This is a genomic window from Antrihabitans stalactiti, from assembly GCF_012932915.1.
Taxonomy (GTDB): domain Bacteria; phylum Actinomycetota; class Actinomycetes; order Mycobacteriales; family Mycobacteriaceae; genus Antrihabitans; species Antrihabitans stalactiti.
The window spans coordinates 956191-972434 of record NZ_VCQU01000001.1 but is presented as its reverse complement, the minus strand read 5'-3'; the positions used below and the strand labels follow the sequence as shown (position 1 = coordinate 972434).

Sequence of the window (16244 nt, the reverse complement as noted above, 5' to 3'; positions counted from 1 at the left end):
GTCGGCCCAGTATTGCTGAGGATCACTTTCCAAGCGAAATGGGGAACGATGTCGAGACGAAGCACTCCCCGCGCGATGCGCGGGCTGCTGGTCGCATTGTTGGCGGCGTTGCTCGTCGCCGGCTGCGGCGTGACGCGCGGCGACGACAGCGGGCTGCACCGGCTCCGCATGATGGTGCCGAACAGTCCAGGTGGCGGCTACGACCTCACCGCGCGGACCGCCGTGAAGATCATGCAAGACAACGACATCACCGGCCGCGTCGAGGTTTTCAACGTTCTCGGTGCCGGCGGCACCGTCGCGATGGCCCGGCTGATGAACGAAAAGGGCAACGACGACCTCATGATGATGATGGGTCTGGGTGTCGTCGGTGCTGTGTACACGAACGGATCCTCGGCGCGCGTGTCGAATGCGACCGCGTTGGCGAAGGTCGTCGAGGAGCAGGAAGGCATTCTGGTCCCGGCGGATTCGCCGTTGAAGACGATCGACGACTTCGTTGCCGCGTGGAAAGCGGATCCGTCCAAGGTGACCATCGGCGGTGGCTCGTCACCCGGCGGTCCCGATCACCTCTTCCCGATGGAAACCGCGCGGGCTGTCGGCGTCGATCCCAAATCGGTGAACTTCGTGTCCTACGACGGCGGTGGCGACCTCCTGACTGCGTTGCTGGGCAAGAAAATCACCGCGGGTACGTCTGGACTCGGTGAGTACGTCGACCAGATCGAGGCGGGGACGGTCCGCGTGCTGGCGGTCTCCGGCAAGGAGCGAGTAGCAGGCATCGATGCACCGACCCTGACCGAGGCCGGCGTCGACCTCGTCTTCACCAACTGGCGCGGAGTGCTTGCACCGCCAGGGATTTCGGGTGATGCGCGGGACGCGATGGTCAAGATTCTCGAAGAATTGCACAACACACCGGAGTGGAAGGAGGCCCTGGTGAAGAACGGCTGGTCCGACGCATTCCTGACCGGGACGGATTTCGAACAATTTCTCAAGGCCCAAGACGAGCGGGTGTCGTCGACGCTGACCGAATTGGGGCTGGTATGACCGCCCCCGCCGAGGTCCAGTCGAAAGACTGGGGCCAGCTCATCGTCTGCGCCGTGCTGGTGGTCGTCGGAGTCTTTCTGATCTACGACGCACTCACTCTCGCAGGCGGCTATGCAAAAGTGGATCCCGTTGGGCCCAAGCTCTTTCCGCTCGTCGTGGGTGCCGGCCTCCTCGTCTGCGCGGTGCTGCTCGCTGTCGCGATCACGCGAGGATCGAAAGGCGAGGCCGACGGCGGTGAGGACATCGACCTCGATACACCGGGCGACTGGAAGACCGTCGGTCTGCTGATCGGGCTGTTCGTCGCGACCATCGTCCTCGTCGATCCGCTCGGTTGGGCGATCACCGGTGGACTCCTGTTTGCCGGGGCTGCAACGATTTTGGGCAGCAGACACTATGTTCGCAACCTCGTGATCGGCGGCTTGTTGTCCGTCGGCAGCTTCTACGCGTTCTACTCAGGGCTCGGAATCCCGCTGCCCGCAGGCATTCTGGACGGGATTCTCTGACATGGAAAATCTAGATTGGCTCTTACAAGGCTTCGAGCAGGCCGCGACGCCGATGAATCTGCTGTACGCGTGCGTCGGTGTTCTGCTCGGGACCGCGGTCGGCGTGCTGCCAGGAATCGGTCCGGCGATGACCGTGGCACTCCTGCTTCCCATCACCTACAACGTCAGTCCCAGTGCGGCATTCATCATGTTCGCCGGCATCTACTACGGCGGCATGTACGGCGGTTCGACAACGTCGATCCTGCTGAACACGCCGGGGGAGTCGTCGTCGGTGATCACCGCCATCGAAGGCAACAAGATGGCCAAGGCGGGTCGAGCGGCGCAAGCCTTGGCGACCGCCGCGATCGGATCGTTCGTCGCAGGGTCGATCGGCACGATGTTGATCGTGCTCTTCGCGCCTGCGGTGTCGAAGTTCGCAGTCACGCTCGGTGCACCGTCGTACCTCGCGATCATGTTGCTCGCCTTGGTAGCCGTGACCGCAGTGCTCGGCACCTCGAAACTGCGTGGCTGCATCTCGCTGTTCCTCGGCCTGGCCATCGGCCTGATCGGCATCGACTTCCTCACCGGTCAGCCGCGCGCGACGTTCGGTATTCCGCAACTGTCCGACGGCATCGACATCGTCGTTGTCGCTGTCGCCGTCTTCGCTGTCGGTGAAGCGCTCTGGGTTGCTGCACACCTGAGGCATCGTCCCGCCGAGGTCATACCCGTCGGACGGCCGTGGATGGGCAAGGAAGATTGGAAACGGTCGTGGAAACCATGGCTGCGCGGCACCGCGTACGGCTTCCCCTTCGGTGCGTTGCCCGCCGGTGGCGCTGAACTGCCGACCTTCCTGTCCTACATCACCGAGAAGAAGCTGGCGAAGAACAAGGACGAGTTCGGCAAGGGTGCAATCGAAGGCGTCGCAGGTCCGGAAGCTGCGAACAACGCATCGGCCGCGGGCACCCTCGTCCCGATGCTCTCGCTCGGCCTGCCGACCAACGCGACCGCAGCGGTCATGCTGACGGCATTCGTCTCCTACGGCATCCAGCCCGGACCGACGCTGTTCGAGAAAGAACCGCTCCTGATCTGGACGTTGATCGCAAGTCTGTTCATCGGCAACTTCCTCCTGCTCGCGCTCAATCTGCCGCTCGCGCCGTTGTGGGCGAAGCTGCTCCGCACGCCGCGGCCGTACCTGTATGCGGGGATCCTCTTCTTCGCGACCTTGGGCGCCTTCGCGGTGAACCTGCAGTGGCTGGACCTGGCCTTGCTGCTCGTCTTCGGACTGGTCGGCCTGATGATGCGCCGGTTCGGGCTTCCGGCGTTGCCGCTGATCATCGGCGTGATCCTCGGACCGCGCATCGAGCGCCAGTTGCGGCAGAGCCTGCAGTTGGGCGGTGGCGAGTGGAGCAGCTTGTTCAACGAGCCGGTCGCGATCGTGGTGTACGTCCTGATCGTCTTGCTGCTCGCAGTTCCGCTGGTCATGAAGCTCATGCACCGACCGGAAATAGATCCCGTACACGCCATCGACGAGCGAGAGAAGGAACCAGCATGATCGTCATCGGATACTCGGCAGACGAATACGGCGACGCCGCAGTGCAGCACGGAATTGCCGAGGCGAAGGTCCGTGGCGCGGCGCTCCTGGTGATCAACGCGTCCCGCGGCGACGCCCTTGCAGACCCACGCTTCGCCGCCGAGGGGCAGGTCCTGGACCTGCAGGAAGTGCTCAACGCCTCGGGCCTCGAATACGTTCTGGAGCAGCCCGTCGGAGTCGACATCGTGGATGCGCTGCTGGCAGCTATGGACCGTGACGACACAGAATTGCTCGTGATCGGCATCCGGCACCGCACACCGGTCGGCAAGCTGCTGCTGGGGAGCAACTCGCAGAAGTTGCTCCTACGCTGCGCGAAGCCGGTTCTGGCTGTGAAACCGCCGGAATGAGCGCGCTCGGGTGTGTGGCATAATGGGCGGTCGTCCTCCAAGGGCGACCGTTAGCCCGTCTCCGGTTCCGTACCGCGCGGCGGTCACAACACCCCCGTAACGCAAAACCGGGCCCGCATGCCGTGCAGGCCGCTGAATTGCGCCGTGACCATTCGAAAGGCTCTACACATGGCTGTCAAGATCAAGCTCACGCGGCTCGGCAAGATCCGCAACCCGCAGTACCGCATCGTTGTCGCGGACTCTCGCACCCGTCGTGACGGTCGTGCGATCGAGACCATCGGCAAGTACCACCCCAAGGAAGAGCCGTCGCTCATCGAGGTCGATTCCGAGCGTGCGCAGTACTGGCTCAGCGTCGGCGCACAGCCGACCGAGCCCGTCGAGGCCATCCTGAAGATCACCGGTGACTGGCAGAAGTACAAGGGTCTGCCCGGCACCGAGGGCACCCTCAAGGTCAAGGAAGTCGGCCCCACCAAGCTGGAGCGCTTCCAGGCAGCTCTCGCGGCGGTCGACAACGAGCCGACCGGTGCCGCCACCACGCCCAAGAAGAAGGCGCCCAAGAAGGCTCCTGCCGACGACGCGGCCGAGGCCACCGAAGCCCCCGCCGAGGCTGCTGACAAGTGAGTGCGGTTGTCGCAGATGTCGTAGAGCATCTTGTTCGCGGCATCGTCTCCAAGCCTGACGAGGTTCGCGTCGAAATGATCACCGGTCGTCGTGGCCGGACCGTCGAGGTCCACGTCCACCCAGACGATCTCGGCAAGGTCATCGGTAGGGGCGGTCGCACTGCGACTGCCTTGCGCACCTTGGTCTCCGGCATCGGTGGACGCGGAATTCGCGTCGACGTCGTAGACACCGATCAGTAACACGCGCGTGGAGCTCGTCGTCGGTCGTGTCGCCAAGTCGCACGGCGTCAAAGGCGAGGTCGTCGTCGATGTGCGTACCGACGACCCCGACCTGCGCTTTGCCGTCGACGCGGTGCTGCACGGCCGCAAGCCACGCGACAAAGGTCTCACCGACTACACAGTCGAAGCCGCCCGGGAACACTCCGGGCGGCTTTTGCTGCGTCTGAAAGGAATCGGCGACCGCGAGGCTGCCGACGCACTGCGGGGGACGCTGTTCGTCATCGACTCTGCCGAGATCGAACCGTCCGACGATCCGGACGAGTTCTACGATCACGAGTTGGAAGGCCTGGCGGTTCGGTTGGCCGACGGGACGCCGGTCGGTACGGTCAGCGAGGTGCTGCATACCGCTGCGGGAGAACTGCTTTCGGTGAAGGCGGCCGACGACCGCGAAATTCTGGTGCCCTTCGTCGCCGCGATCGTCACGGCCGTGTCGATCGCCGACGGCACGGTCGAGATCGATCCGCCGGAAGGCTTGTTGAACCTGGAAGCGTTGTGAGACTCGACGTCGTCACGATCTTTCCCGAATATCTCGAACCCATGCGAACGGCCTTGTTGGGCAAGGCGATCGACAATGGCATCGTCTCCCTCGGCGTCCACGACCTGCGCGACTGGACCCACGACGTTCACAAGTCCGTAGACGATTCCCCCTACGGTGGCGGTCCGGGGATGGTGATGAAGCCGACGGTCTGGGGCGATGCGCTCGACGCCGTCTGCCCCGACGATGCGTTGCTCGTCGTACCCACCCCGGCCGGCGTGCCGTTCACCCAGCAGATCGCCCAAAGATGGTCCGGCGAAAGCCATCTCGTCTTCGCCTGCGGCAGATACGAGGGGATCGACCAACGCGTGTTCGACGACGCCGCCCGGCGGGTTCGCGTCGAAGAAGTGAGCATCGGCGATTACGTGCTGATCGGGGGAGAGGCCGCCGTCCTGGTGATGGTCGAGGCCGTCGTGCGGCTGCTCCCGGGTGTGCTCGGGAATCAGCAATCCCACCAAGAGGATTCGTTCTCCGATGGCATCTTGGAAGGTCCGAGCTACACGCGTCCCGTGAGCTGGCGTGGGCTGGACGTGCCTCCGGTCCTGCTGTCGGGCGACCACGCGAAGGTGGCGGCGTGGCGGCGCGAACAGGGCCTGGAACGCACCCGCGAACGGCGTCCCGACCTCCTCTAACCGTGCGCGCGTCTCACCCGCCCAAGGGTGAAAATCGCGCACAGTTGTCAGGGCAGGTAGTTCTCCAGCATTTCGACGCTGTAGTCGACGAGTTCCTCGCGAGTGACGGGGAGCGCACCCGATAGCCACGCGAACATCAGCGAGCCGATCGATCCGGCAACCGAGACACCGATCATTGCGCGGCGGTTCCTGCTGATGCTGGGGTCGACGACGTGGCGAATCAAGCGGGTGAATGTCGGAACCACCGCGAACGTCGCCTCGGAAAGGGCGGCGTTGGCGAAGGGTTCGATAGTGATCAGTCGACCTTTTCGCGGATCGTCGAGCATGGCCGACACGAGGGTTTCGACCACCGCACGCAGATTCTCCCGGCGGTCGGCTCCGGCGGGGAGTGCGTTGGCGACCGCGGAGTACATTTCCTCGGCGACCTCTCGGTACAGCGTCCCGAGCAACTCGTCGCGGCTGGCGAAGCTCTCGTAGAAATAGCGGTCCGTCAGTCCCGCCTGCCTGCAGAGCGAACGGACCGTGACGCCCGATTCACCCTCCTTGCCGATCAGGTCCAGCGCGGCCTCCAGAAAGGCAGTCCGTCGGCTGGCACGTCGCTCAGCCAACGTGGTGCCGCCCCAAACCCGCTGTTCGGCGGGCTGAGCGTCGGCCTGATCTGGTTCGGTCATCGTCGCTTCCTCGTCGAATACTCGTCGCGACACTGTATCCCGCCAGTGTCGCAGTGACCCGCATCACAGCGCAGCCAATTGCGGACGATCGTCCTCAGTTATAGTGTGACGACGCACGTCATCACTTACGAGGACAAGGAGGTCCGCTGTGGCGAATCGCGTATTTGTGGTCGGCGTCGGCATGACCAAATTCGAAAAGCCGGGCGCACGTGAATGGGATTACCCGGATATGGCGCGCGAATCGGGAACGAAAGCGCTGGAAGACGCCGGTATCGACTATCGCGAGGTCGAGCAGGGCTACGTCGGCTACGTCTATGGCGAGTCGACCTCCGGGCAGCGAGCGCTGTACGAACTGGGCATGACCGGCATTCCGATCGTCAACGTCAACAACAACTGTTCGACGGGATCGACCGCGTTGTTCTTGGCCGCGCAGGCCATTCGCGGCGGTCTCGCGGACTGCACGATTGCCCTCGGATTCGAGAAGATGCAGCCGGGTTCGTTGGGCGCGACCTACAACGACCGCGAGCAGCCGATGGAAAAGCACATGATGCTGCTCGCCGAAATCTCTGAAGTGCTCTTCCCGCCCGCACCGTGGATGTTCGGTGCTGCCGGCCGTGAGCACATGGAGAAATACGGCACTACTGCAGAGCATTTCGCGAAAATCGGGTACAAGAACCACAAGCACTCGGTCAACAATCCGTACGCGCAGTTCCAGACCGAATACTCGCTCGACGACATTCTTGGTTCGCGGATGATCTACGACCCGCTGACCAAGTTGCAATGCTCACCGACCTCGGACGGTTCGGGTGCTGCGATTCTCGCCAGTGAGGACTTCGTCGACAAGCACGGTCTCGCCGGTCAGGCTGTCGAAATCGTCGGTCAGGCAATGACCACGGACTTCCAATCCAGCTTCGACCGGACGTGCAAGAACCTGATCGGCTACGACATGAACGTCCAAGCCGCACGCAAGGTGTACGACCAATCCGGTTTGGGCGCAGACGACTTCCAGGTCATCGAATTGCACGACTGCTTCTCCGCCAACGAACTGCTGCTGTACGAAGCACTCGGACTGTGCGGCGAGGGTGAAGCTGGAAAGTTGATCGACAACGACCAGACCACCTACGGCGGCAAGTGGGTCGTCAACCCGTCGGGCGGCCTCATCTCGAAGGGGCATCCGCTGGGTGCGACGGGCCTCGCGCAGTGCTCCGAGCTCACCTGGCAGCTCCGCGGCACAGCCGACAAGCGCCAGGTCGACGGCGTGACGGCTGCCCTCCAGCACAACATCGGTCTCGGCGGCGCCGCCGTCGTGACCGCATACCAGCGCGCAGACCGCTAGCTAGATCAAAAACCAGCTACGCCAACAACTCTCGACAACAAGGAGACACATCATGGGTCACATCGAAGCTTCGAAGGAACTGTCCGCAACGCCCGACGCACTCTGGGCAGTGGTGTCGGATCCCCAGACCTGGGACAAGTGGTTCACCATCCACGAGAAGTGGATGCAGGAGCCCCCGGCCGTTCTGACCACCGGCGCCACGCTTGTCGCGAAGATCGTCATGCTCGGCATGGCCAACAAGATGGAATGGGTGGTCGGCGACGTCGACGCGCCACGTTCGCTGGCGCTGGCAGGCACCGGCATGGCAGGTGTGAAGTGTGAGTTCACCTTCACCATCGAACCGGCCGACGCGGGCTCGAAGCTCACTGTCGCAGGCGATTTCGAAGGTGCCCTCATCAAGGGCGCGCTCGGCAAGGCTGTCGAGAAGGACGGCACCAAGCAGATCGACCAGACGCTCGAGAAGTTGGACGCGCTCGCAACCGCGGCGGCCTGACATGACGCTGCAGGTAATGGAATTCGACGATTCCGGGCTCGACACCTGGACCGACGAGGACCGCTTCGAGGTCACTGCCGAGCGAATCGCCGAATACGCTGCGGCGACCAACGATCCGATCGAGGCGCACCGCAACGGCAGCATCGCGCCACCGGTGTTCGGGATCGTTCCCGTCTTCGAATCGCTGATGACCCCGGCGGTCGATGTGCTGCCGATCGAGTCGATTCCGCGGATTGTCCACGGCGAGCAGGACTTCCACTTTCACCGCCCGATCAGGCCCGGTGACACGCTGGTCTCGCGCGGCAAGATGATCGGCTACGAAAGTCTCGACAACGGCACTCGCGCAGCGATTTTGCTCGAATGCCGGACCGAGGACGGCGAGCTCGTCAACGAACAGTACGTCACGACGTTCGTCCGTGGGATGAGTGCTGGCAGGACGGTCGGTGAGTTGAGTCCGACGCACAAGTTCGATGCCGCACTGCGCGATGCAGCGCCGGTGGCGAAGGTTGTGCAGCACGTCGACCTCGACCAGACGTTCCGGTATTCGCCGGCGTCGGGCGACCCGATGCCGATTCACCTCGACGAGGAGGTCGCGAAGTCGGCGGGCCTGCCGGGGATCATCGCGCACGGACTGTGCACTATGGCGTTCACGTCATGGGCGGTACTGACCGAGGTTGGTGGCTCGGATGTCAACCGGCTGAAGCGATTTGCCGTCAGATTCTCGAAGATGGTGATTCCAGGCGACGACCTGGAAACCCGTATCTGGCGCAAAGGTTCGGCAGACGGCATTACGTCCTACGCATTCGAGACCGCACGAGGCGAGGACTTCGTCATCACCGACGGCCTCGCCGAAATCAGAGACTAAGGCAAGGGAGCCATAGAAATGGGAGCACTGGACGGCCGCATTGCCGTCATCACAGGCGCTGGGCGCGGCATCGGCCGCGAACATGCGTTGTTGTTCGCACAGCAGGGCGCCAGCGTCGTCGTCAACGACCTCGGTGGCAGCAATTCCGGCGAGGGTGCCGACGCAGGCCCCGCGCAGGAGGTAGTGAACGAGATCGTCGCGGCAGGTGGCAAGGCTGTCGCCAACACCGACAACGTCGCCACCTGGGACGGAGCGAAAGGGCTTGTCGATCAGGCAATCTCGGAGTTCGGCGGGTTGGACATCGTCGTCAACAACGCGGGCATTCTGCGCGACAGCTTCATCGCAGGTCTTGACGAGGCGCAGTGGGATTCCGTCATCGCGGTGCACCTCAAGGGTCATGCCGCGGTCCTCCATCACGCCGCCGCGTATTGGAAGTCGCAGTCGAAGGCAGGCGACCAGCCGAACGCGGCCGTGATCAACACGGCCTCGGCGTCGGGTGTCACTGTGCCCAACGCAGGCCAGGCGAACTACGGTGCTGCCAAAGCGGGTATCGCCGCACTGACCCTGGTCGCGGCAGATGAGTTGGAGCGCTACGGAGTTCGCGTGAACGCGATCGCGCCGATCGCTCGCACTCGGCTCACGCTGGCAACGCCGGGCATGGGCGCCATTCTCGGTGCAGCCGTGGAAGAGGGCGAGTTCGACGCGTTCAGCCCGGCGAACATCTCGCCGGTCGTCGCCTATCTCGCGACCGAGAAGTGCCCTATCACCGGCAAGGTTTTCGCGGTGCAAGGTGGTGCGATTTCCGAGCTGGCGGGTTGGCACGACATCAAGACCATCGAGACCGAAGGTCCGTGGGAAATCGACGACATTGCGAGCAGGTTGCCATGATCGAGTGGTCCGAAACTGATCTCCTGATCCAGGGCGCAGTCCGCGAGTTCATCGACAAAGAGATCCGTCCGCACACGGACGCTCTGGAGTCCGGTGAAATGTCGCCGTACCCACTGATTCGAAAGTTGTTCGCCTCCTTCGGTATCGACGAGTTGGCGCGAGAAGCGCTGGACAAATACCTCGCGAAGGAAGCTGCGCGCGCGGATGGCGCTCCCAAGGAGGCCAAGAAGTCCGGCGGCGGGTTCGAGATGAGCGGTCAGGAGGGGATGGCGATAATCCTGGTCAAGGAACTGTCCGCCGTCAGCCTCGGCTTGGTCGCCAGCGTCGGGGTGAGCCTCGGCCTCGGTGCCGCGACGATTCTCCAGCGCGGCACTCTCGACCAGAAGAAGCGTTGGCTGCCCGATCTGGTGACGTTCGACAAGGTCGCCGCCTGGGCATTGACCGAGCCGGACTCCGGTTCGGACGCCTTCGGCGGCATGAAGTCCTCCGTGAAACGCGACGGTGAGGATTACATCCTCAACGGGCAGAAGACGTTCATCACGAACAGCCCGGACGCAGACACCATCGTGGTCTACGCAAAGCTGGACGAGGGGAATTCGGCGGTCGACAAGCGTGACCGTAAGGTACTCACCTTCGTGCTCGACAAGGGTATGGAAGGCCTTACCCAGCCGCCTGCATTCAAGAAGATGGGCATGAACTCCTCGCCCACCGGCGAATTGTTCTTCGACAACGTTCGCGTCGGCAAGGACCGTTTGCTCGGCGAGACGGAGGATCACAAGTCCGGCGACGGGCGCGACAGCGCGAAGTCCGGCTTCGTCGCCGAGCGCCTCGGTGTCGGAGCGCTCGCGCTCGGCATCATCGAAGAATGCCTTCGGCTTTCGACGGACTATGCCAAGAACCGCAAGTTGTGGGGTCAGGAGATCGGCCGCTTCCAGTTGATCCAGCTGAAGCTGGCGAAGATGGAAGTCGCGCGAATCAACGTGCAGAACATGGTGTTCCGCACGATCGAGATGGCTCGGGCGGGCAAGGTGCCGAGTCTCGCGGAATCGTCGGCCGTCAAGTGGTACGCGTCGGAAGCGGCTACCGAGGTCGCGATGGAGGCCGTGCAATTGTTCGGTGGTAACGGCTATATGCGCGAGTACCGTGTGGAACAGCTTGCGCGCGATGCGAAGTCGTTGATGATCTACGCAGGCAGCAACGAAATTCAGATCACGCACGTCGCGAAAGGACTGCTGGCAGGATGACGGAATCGAACGAGGCGCCACCCTTCGTGGACATCATCAACGGTGCAATGGAATTCACCATTCCAGCCGCAGCGAAGATGGGTGTCCAAGCGGTCGAGGTGCGGCGCGGCTTCGCCGCCACGACCGTTCCCATCGAGGGCAACGGTAACCACTTCGGGGTGATCTATGCCGGGGTGCTGTTCACCGTCGCCGAGGTTCTCGGTGGAGCGATCGCCATCGCCTCGTTCGATACCTCCGCGTACTACCCGCTGGTCAAGGAGCTGACGATCAAGTTCACCCGTCCTGCCAAGACGGATGTCCGTGCGCAAGCACAGGTTTCGGACGACGAGCTCGACCGTATCGCGAACGAGGCCGCCGAGAAGGGCAAGGCCGATTTCGAGCTGGAGGCGGTCGTCACCGACGCGAGCGGTGAGACGGTCGCGGTGACCAAGGGGCTCTATCAAATACGAGCGATCGGACGTTGACGATGGGGCCGTTGTCCGGAGTTCGCGTAGTCGAGATGGCAGGACTGGCACCGGTGCCTTTCGGCGGGATGATCCTCGCCGATCTCGGTGCCGACGTAGTGCGGATCGACCGCCCGGGTGGCAGCGCAATAACGCCGCCACCCGGTCCGGTCGATCGTGGAAAGCGAAGCCTGACCATCGATCTCAAGGATCCAGCAGGCTTGGCGTCGGTCCGTGCTCTTGCCGAGAAGGCCGACGTGTTCGTCGAAGGCTTTCGTCCGGGCGTCGCAGAGAAGGTCGGTATCGGTCCGGCTGACCTGACTGCGGCGAATCCGCAACTCGTCTACGTGCGAGTGACCGGTTGGGGGCAAGAGGGTCCGCTTGCTCCGCGCGCAGGCCACGACATCAACTACATCGGGCTCACCGGCGCACTCAGCCTGATCGGCAGAGCGGGCGAGCGCCCAGTGCCACCCGGAGTTCTGCTGGGCGACTTGGCAAGTGGCGGCATGCTGATGGCGATGGGCGTCATGGCGGCGCTGTACGAGCGCGAACGGTCCGGTGTCGGTCAAGTCATCGATTCGGCGATCATCGACGGTGCGTCGATGATGATGGCGTTCTACCACGGTCTGCGAGAGGGTGGTTTGTACGAAAACCCCCGTGGTGAAAACCTTTTGGATGGTGGCAGGTCCTTCTACGACACCTACGAGACCGCCGATGGGCAGTACGTCTCCGTCGGGCCGATCGAACCGCAATTCCACGCCCAACTGGTGGCGGCGTTGGAGATCGACGACGAGGATCTGTCCGTCTACCTGGATCCGGCGGGCGACAAGGCGTGGCGAGATGTGCTCACGGCCAAGTTTCTGACGAAGACCCGCGACGAGTGGTCAGAGGTGTTCGACGGTGTGGATGCCTGTGTAGCACCAGTGCTTTCGCCGTGGGAAGCGCACGAGCATCCGCACAATGTCGCGCGCAACAGTCACATCGACGTGGGCGGACTGGTGCAGCCGGCACCCGCGCCGCGTTTCACCCGGACTCCGGCCGACACGCCGAAGCCACTCGGCGATTGCGGCAGCGACGCCGCAGCAGTCGTGGCCGGCTGGGCTTAGCCCGGTAGTGTTCTTGGGCGTGACGGTTGCCTTGAAAACAGTGAATCAACGTATTGCCGAAGAGCTCGAAGTCAGAGAAGAGCAGGTCAAAGCCGCGGTCGATCTGCTCGATGCGGGGTCCACGGTGCCGTTCATCGCGCGGTACCGCAAAGAGGTCACCGGCGGCTTGGACGACGCGCAGTTGCGGCTGCTCGACGAGCGGCTCCGGTACTTGCGTGAACTCGACGAGCGCCGCGAGGCGATCCTCGAATCGATCGAGTCCCAGGGCAAGCTCGACGACGCGCTGCGCGATCGGATCATGCTCGCGGACACGAAAGCTCGGCTGGAAGACATCTACCTGCCGTTCAAGCCGAAGCGCCGAACCAAGGCGCAGATCGCGCGCGAAGCCGGTCACGAGCCGGTGGCCGATGCGCTGTTCAACGACCCGACCACCGACCCCGCAACGTTTACCGCCGAGCAACTCGATGGTGCACGCGCGATCCTGGTCGAACGATTCGCCGAAGACGCGGACCTGGTCGGTGAGTTGCGCGAGACGATGTGGAAGCGCGGTCAGGTCAAGTCCGGCGTGCGCAAGGGTAAGGAAGTCGAGGGCGCCAAGTTCAAGGACTACTTCGAATTCTCGGAGCCGTTCGAATCGCTGCCGTCGCACCGGATCCTTGCCGTCCTGCGCGGTGAGAAGGAGGAGATCCTCACCCTCAGCATCGATCCGGAGCGCGAAGAGCCGGTGCCGGGGGAGCGGTCGGTCTACGAGGGCCGGATCGCGCGGCAATTCGGCATCGCCGATCGTGGTCGTCCCGCTGACGCCTGGTTGCTCGACACGGTGCGCTGGGCGTGGAAGACGAAGCTGCAGGTCACGCTGGGAATCGACACGAGGATGCGGCTGCGGCAGCTGGCCGAGAAGGACGCCGTCGACATCTTCGCCTCCAACCTGCGCGACCTGCTGCTGGCCGCACCCGCAGGCACGCGGACCACGATGGGCCTGGACCCGGGCTTCCGCACCGGCGTGAAGGTCGCCGTCGTCGACAACACCGGCAAAGTGGTGGCGACCGAGGTCATCTATCCACACAAGCCGCAGGGACAGACTGATCGCGCGCTCGCCGTCCTCGGCGCCCTGGTCGCACGATTCGGTGTCGAGCTGATCGCGATCGGCAACGGCACGGCGTCTCGCGAGACGGACGCGCTTGCCGCCGAGCTCATTTCCCGTATTCCGGAGAACAAGCCCACCAAGGTCGTCGTCTCGGAGGCGGGGGCGTCGGTCTACTCTGCATCGGCGTATGCCTCGGCCGAACTTCCCGACATGGACGTGTCTCTTCGTGGTGCGGTGTCCATTGCGCGGCGTCTGCAGGATCCGCTCGCCGAGCTGGTCAAGATCGATCCGAAGTCGATCGGAGTCGGGCAGTATCAGCACGACATCTCCGAGACGCTGCTCGCCCGCTCGCTCGGGGCGGTCGTCGAAGACGCCGTGAACGCTGTCGGCGTCGACGTCAATACGGCGTCGATCCCGCTGTTGTCCCGCGTCTCCGGCATTACCGGGTCGCTTGCGGATGCCATCGTCACCCAACGCGACAAATGCGGACCGTTCCGCAGCCGCAAGGCGCTCAAAGAATTGCCACGGCTGGGTCCGAAGGCGTTCGAACAGTGCGCGGGGTTCCTCCGGATCGGTGGTGGCGACGACCCCCTCGATTCCTCGGCGGTCCACCCGGAGGCCTACCCGGTCGTCCGCCGGATCATGGAACGGACCGGCAAGGGAGTTGCTGAACTCATCGGCAACACCGCCGTGCTGTCCAGCATTCGGCCTGCGGACTTCGTCGACGACAAGTTCGGCCTACCAACCGTCACCGACATCATCGCCGAGCTGGAGAAGCCGGGCCGCGACCCGCGCCCCGAATTCAAGACTGCGACCTTCGCGGCCGGTGTAGAGAAGGTCGCCGACTTGAAACCGGGCATGACTCTGGAAGGTGTCGTGACCAACGTTGCCGCGTTCGGTGCCTTCGTCGACGTTGGCGTCCATCAGGACGGCCTGGTCCACGTGTCCGCTATGTCGCATAATTTCGTCAAAGACCCCCGCGAAGTCGTCAAGTCTGGTGACGTCGTACGGGTGAAGGTGCTCGAGGTGGATACCGAGAGGCAACGGATTGCGCTTACGCTCCGGCTCGACGACGAGATCGGCGGCAAACCTGCGCGTGCGAAGCAACCACCCAGGCAGCCACAGTCACCCCGGCAGCAGTCGCCTCGCAAGGCTCCCGATGCGGGTAAGCAACGCTCACGGCCGCAATCGGCGCCGAGCGGATCGATGGCCGACGCGCTACGTCAGGCCGGCTTCGGGCGGTAGGCGAACAACGGATGCGTAGATGGCTCGACGAGGAGATCATCGCCCACGGGCGGTTGCCGCTCCTCTTCTTCCTGATCGGGTTCATTGTCGGTTTTCTACTCATTCGGCTCAGCGTGCGGTTGATTCGCGCGAAGGTCCGTTGGTGGCCGGGCAACGTTGTCACGGGCGGCCACCACGTTCACCACGTGGTGTTCGGCGTAGTGGCGATGCTGATTTCGGGTGTATCGATGATCGCGATCTATGTCGACGGCACTCAGACGAGTGGGGCGTGGCTCGCTGCGCTCTTCGGCGCGGGGGCGGCGTTGGTGCTGGACGAGTTCGCGTTGATCCTGCATCTGGAGGACGTCTATTGGGAGGAGGAAGGCCGTGTTTCCGTCGACGCGGTCTTCGTCGCGCTCGCCGTCACGGGCCTCTTGCTGCTTGGTCTGCGCCCCTTGGAGTTGATCAACGCCACGGACTTTCGCAAGGATCCGAATCCGTGGGCTCGCGGTCTGATCGTCGTCTCCTCGATCTTCAATCTCGGGCTCGCGGCGATCGTGCTGGCGAAAGGCAAGATTTGGACCGGCTTGGTCGGCCTCTTCGTGGTGCCGCTGCTCCTGATCGGCGCAATTCGGTTGAGCAGGCCTGGGGCGCCGTGGGCGCGCTGGCGTTATACGACGCGGCCGAAGCGAATGCAGCGTGCGTTGAACCGTGAGCGGCGCCTGCGACGGCCGCTGATCCGGGCAAAGATCTACGTGCAGGATCTCATCGCAGGCAAGCCGAGCATCGCTCATGCCCGCACCGAAGCGGAGGAGGAGCTGGCGCGCATCATCCACGCAGCACCGCCGCCGCCGAGCGCGATTTCATTACAGGGTGCCGCGTCTGGCACAATTGACGGGTTGCCTACTGGCGACCTGACCTGACCTGGGTACGAACCATTCGAGCTATTGCCGTTAGGTTCCTCTGCTCTCGCGAACGCAAGGATGACGTAACCACATGAACACCCTGGATTTCCTGGACGAAAAGTCTCTCCGCGACGACATCCCAGAGTTTCGCCCCGGCGACACCCTCAATGTCCACGTGAAGGTCATCGAAGGCTCGAAGGAGCGCGTCCAGATCTTCAAGGGCGTCGTCATTCGACGTCAGGGTGGTGGCATTCGCGAGACCTTCACCGTTCGTAAGGTCTCGTTCGGTGTCGGCGTGGAGCGCACGTTCCCGGTGCACAGCCCCAACATCGATCACATCGACGTCGTCACCCGCGGTGATGTCCGTCGCGCCAAGCTGTACTACCTCCGTGACCTGCGCGGTAAGGCCGCGAAGATCAAAGAGAAGCGCTGAGCGACTCGCAGGTAGTTCCAAGCCG

19 protein-coding genes are annotated in these 16244 nt (G+C 63.6%); 18 read left to right on the top strand and 1 reads right to left on the bottom strand.

What is annotated here, in order from left to right:
* Positions 1-48 precede the first annotated feature (48 nt).
* From FGL95_RS04675 to trmD, 8 genes are all read left to right on the top strand, one after another.
* Positions 49-1038: a Bug family tripartite tricarboxylate transporter substrate binding protein gene (locus FGL95_RS04675; RefSeq protein WP_206071429.1), complete on the top strand. Its 990-nt coding sequence runs from the start codon at positions 49-51 to the stop codon at positions 1036-1038.
* Entirely contained in the window at positions 1035-1541 is a 507-nt protein-coding gene (locus FGL95_RS04670) for a tripartite tricarboxylate transporter TctB family protein (protein ID WP_169584989.1), read from the top strand. Before FGL95_RS04675 ends, FGL95_RS04670 begins: the two co-directional genes overlap by 4 nt.
* A 1-nt stretch (position 1542) precedes the next feature.
* On the top strand, positions 1543-3072 hold the full coding sequence (locus tag FGL95_RS04665) for a tripartite tricarboxylate transporter permease (protein WP_169584988.1): 1530 nt from the start codon (positions 1543-1545) through the stop codon (positions 3070-3072).
* On the top strand, positions 3069-3458 hold the full coding sequence (locus tag FGL95_RS04660) for a universal stress protein (protein WP_169584987.1): 390 nt from the start codon (positions 3069-3071) through the stop codon (positions 3456-3458). The genes FGL95_RS04665 and FGL95_RS04660 overlap by 4 nt, the downstream gene beginning before the upstream one ends.
* Before the next feature lie 168 nt (positions 3459-3626).
* Complete coding sequence (gene rpsP / locus FGL95_RS04655) at positions 3627-4079, top strand: 30S ribosomal protein S16 (protein WP_169584986.1); 453 nt, start codon at positions 3627-3629, stop codon at positions 4077-4079.
* Positions 4076-4318: an RNA-binding protein gene (locus tag FGL95_RS04650; protein ID WP_169584985.1), complete on the top strand. Its 243-nt coding sequence runs from the start codon at positions 4076-4078 to the stop codon at positions 4316-4318. Before rpsP ends, FGL95_RS04650 begins: the two co-directional genes overlap by 4 nt.
* A 7-nt stretch (positions 4319-4325) precedes the next feature.
* A complete protein-coding gene (gene rimM, locus FGL95_RS04645) occupies positions 4326-4853 on the top strand; it encodes a ribosome maturation factor RimM (protein ID WP_169584984.1) in 528 nt (175 codons plus the stop codon).
* Positions 4850-5524 (top strand): tRNA (guanosine(37)-N1)-methyltransferase TrmD, encoded by a 675-nt coding sequence (trmD, locus tag FGL95_RS04640; RefSeq protein ID WP_169584983.1) that lies wholly within the window; start codon positions 4850-4852, stop codon positions 5522-5524. Before rimM ends, trmD begins: the two co-directional genes overlap by 4 nt.
* 47 nt (positions 5525-5571) lie before the next feature.
* Here trmD and FGL95_RS04635 read toward each other — a convergent pair whose 3' ends face one another.
* On the bottom strand, positions 5572-6195 hold the full coding sequence (locus FGL95_RS04635) for a TetR/AcrR family transcriptional regulator (RefSeq protein ID WP_169584982.1): 624 nt from the start codon (positions 6193-6195) through the stop codon (positions 5572-5574).
* Between the two features lie 148 nt (positions 6196-6343).
* Between FGL95_RS04635 and FGL95_RS04630 the strand changes: the two genes are divergently transcribed.
* The 10 genes from FGL95_RS04630 to rplS all read left to right on the top strand — a co-directional run bounded on the left by FGL95_RS04630 (position 6344) and on the right by rplS (position 16219).
* Positions 6344-7531 (top strand): thiolase C-terminal domain-containing protein, encoded by a 1188-nt coding sequence (locus FGL95_RS04630; RefSeq protein ID WP_169584981.1) that lies wholly within the window; start codon positions 6344-6346, stop codon positions 7529-7531.
* Positions 7532-7583: 52 nt separating this feature from the next.
* Positions 7584-8024 carry a type II toxin-antitoxin system Rv0910 family toxin gene (locus FGL95_RS04625; protein ID WP_169584980.1) on the top strand — a complete coding sequence of 147 codons (441 nt, stop codon included), beginning with the start codon at positions 7584-7586 and terminating at the stop codon, positions 8022-8024.
* Between the two features lies 1 nt (position 8025).
* Entirely contained in the window at positions 8026-8889 is an 864-nt protein-coding gene (locus FGL95_RS04620) for a MaoC/PaaZ C-terminal domain-containing protein (RefSeq protein ID WP_169584979.1), read from the top strand.
* Positions 8890-8907: 18 nt separating this feature from the next.
* A complete protein-coding gene (locus tag FGL95_RS04615; protein WP_169584978.1) occupies positions 8908-9777 on the top strand; it encodes an SDR family oxidoreductase in 870 nt (289 codons plus the stop codon).
* Positions 9774-11021 (top strand): acyl-CoA dehydrogenase family protein, encoded by a 1248-nt coding sequence (locus tag FGL95_RS04610; protein WP_169584977.1) that lies wholly within the window; start codon positions 9774-9776, stop codon positions 11019-11021. Before FGL95_RS04615 ends, FGL95_RS04610 begins: the two co-directional genes overlap by 4 nt.
* Positions 11018-11485 (top strand): YiiD C-terminal domain-containing protein, encoded by a 468-nt coding sequence (locus tag FGL95_RS04605; RefSeq protein ID WP_169584976.1) that lies wholly within the window; start codon positions 11018-11020, stop codon positions 11483-11485. Before FGL95_RS04610 ends, FGL95_RS04605 begins: the two co-directional genes overlap by 4 nt.
* 35 nt (positions 11486-11520) lie before the next feature.
* Positions 11521-12570, top strand: a complete 1050-nt coding sequence (locus FGL95_RS04600; protein ID WP_240962655.1) for a CaiB/BaiF CoA transferase family protein — start codon at positions 11521-11523, stop codon at positions 12568-12570.
* Between the two features lie 19 nt (positions 12571-12589).
* Positions 12590-14902 carry a Tex-like N-terminal domain-containing protein gene (locus FGL95_RS04595; protein WP_338079706.1) on the top strand — a complete coding sequence of 771 codons (2313 nt, stop codon included), beginning with the start codon at positions 12590-12592 and terminating at the stop codon, positions 14900-14902.
* 11 nt (positions 14903-14913) lie between these two features.
* Complete coding sequence (locus FGL95_RS04590) at positions 14914-15804, top strand: hypothetical protein (RefSeq protein ID WP_169584974.1); 891 nt, start codon at positions 14914-14916, stop codon at positions 15802-15804.
* 73 nt (positions 15805-15877) lie between these two features.
* Positions 15878-16219, top strand: a complete 342-nt coding sequence (gene rplS, locus FGL95_RS04585) for a 50S ribosomal protein L19 (protein WP_169584973.1) — start codon at positions 15878-15880, stop codon at positions 16217-16219.
* Positions 16220-16244: the final 25 nt, after the last annotated feature.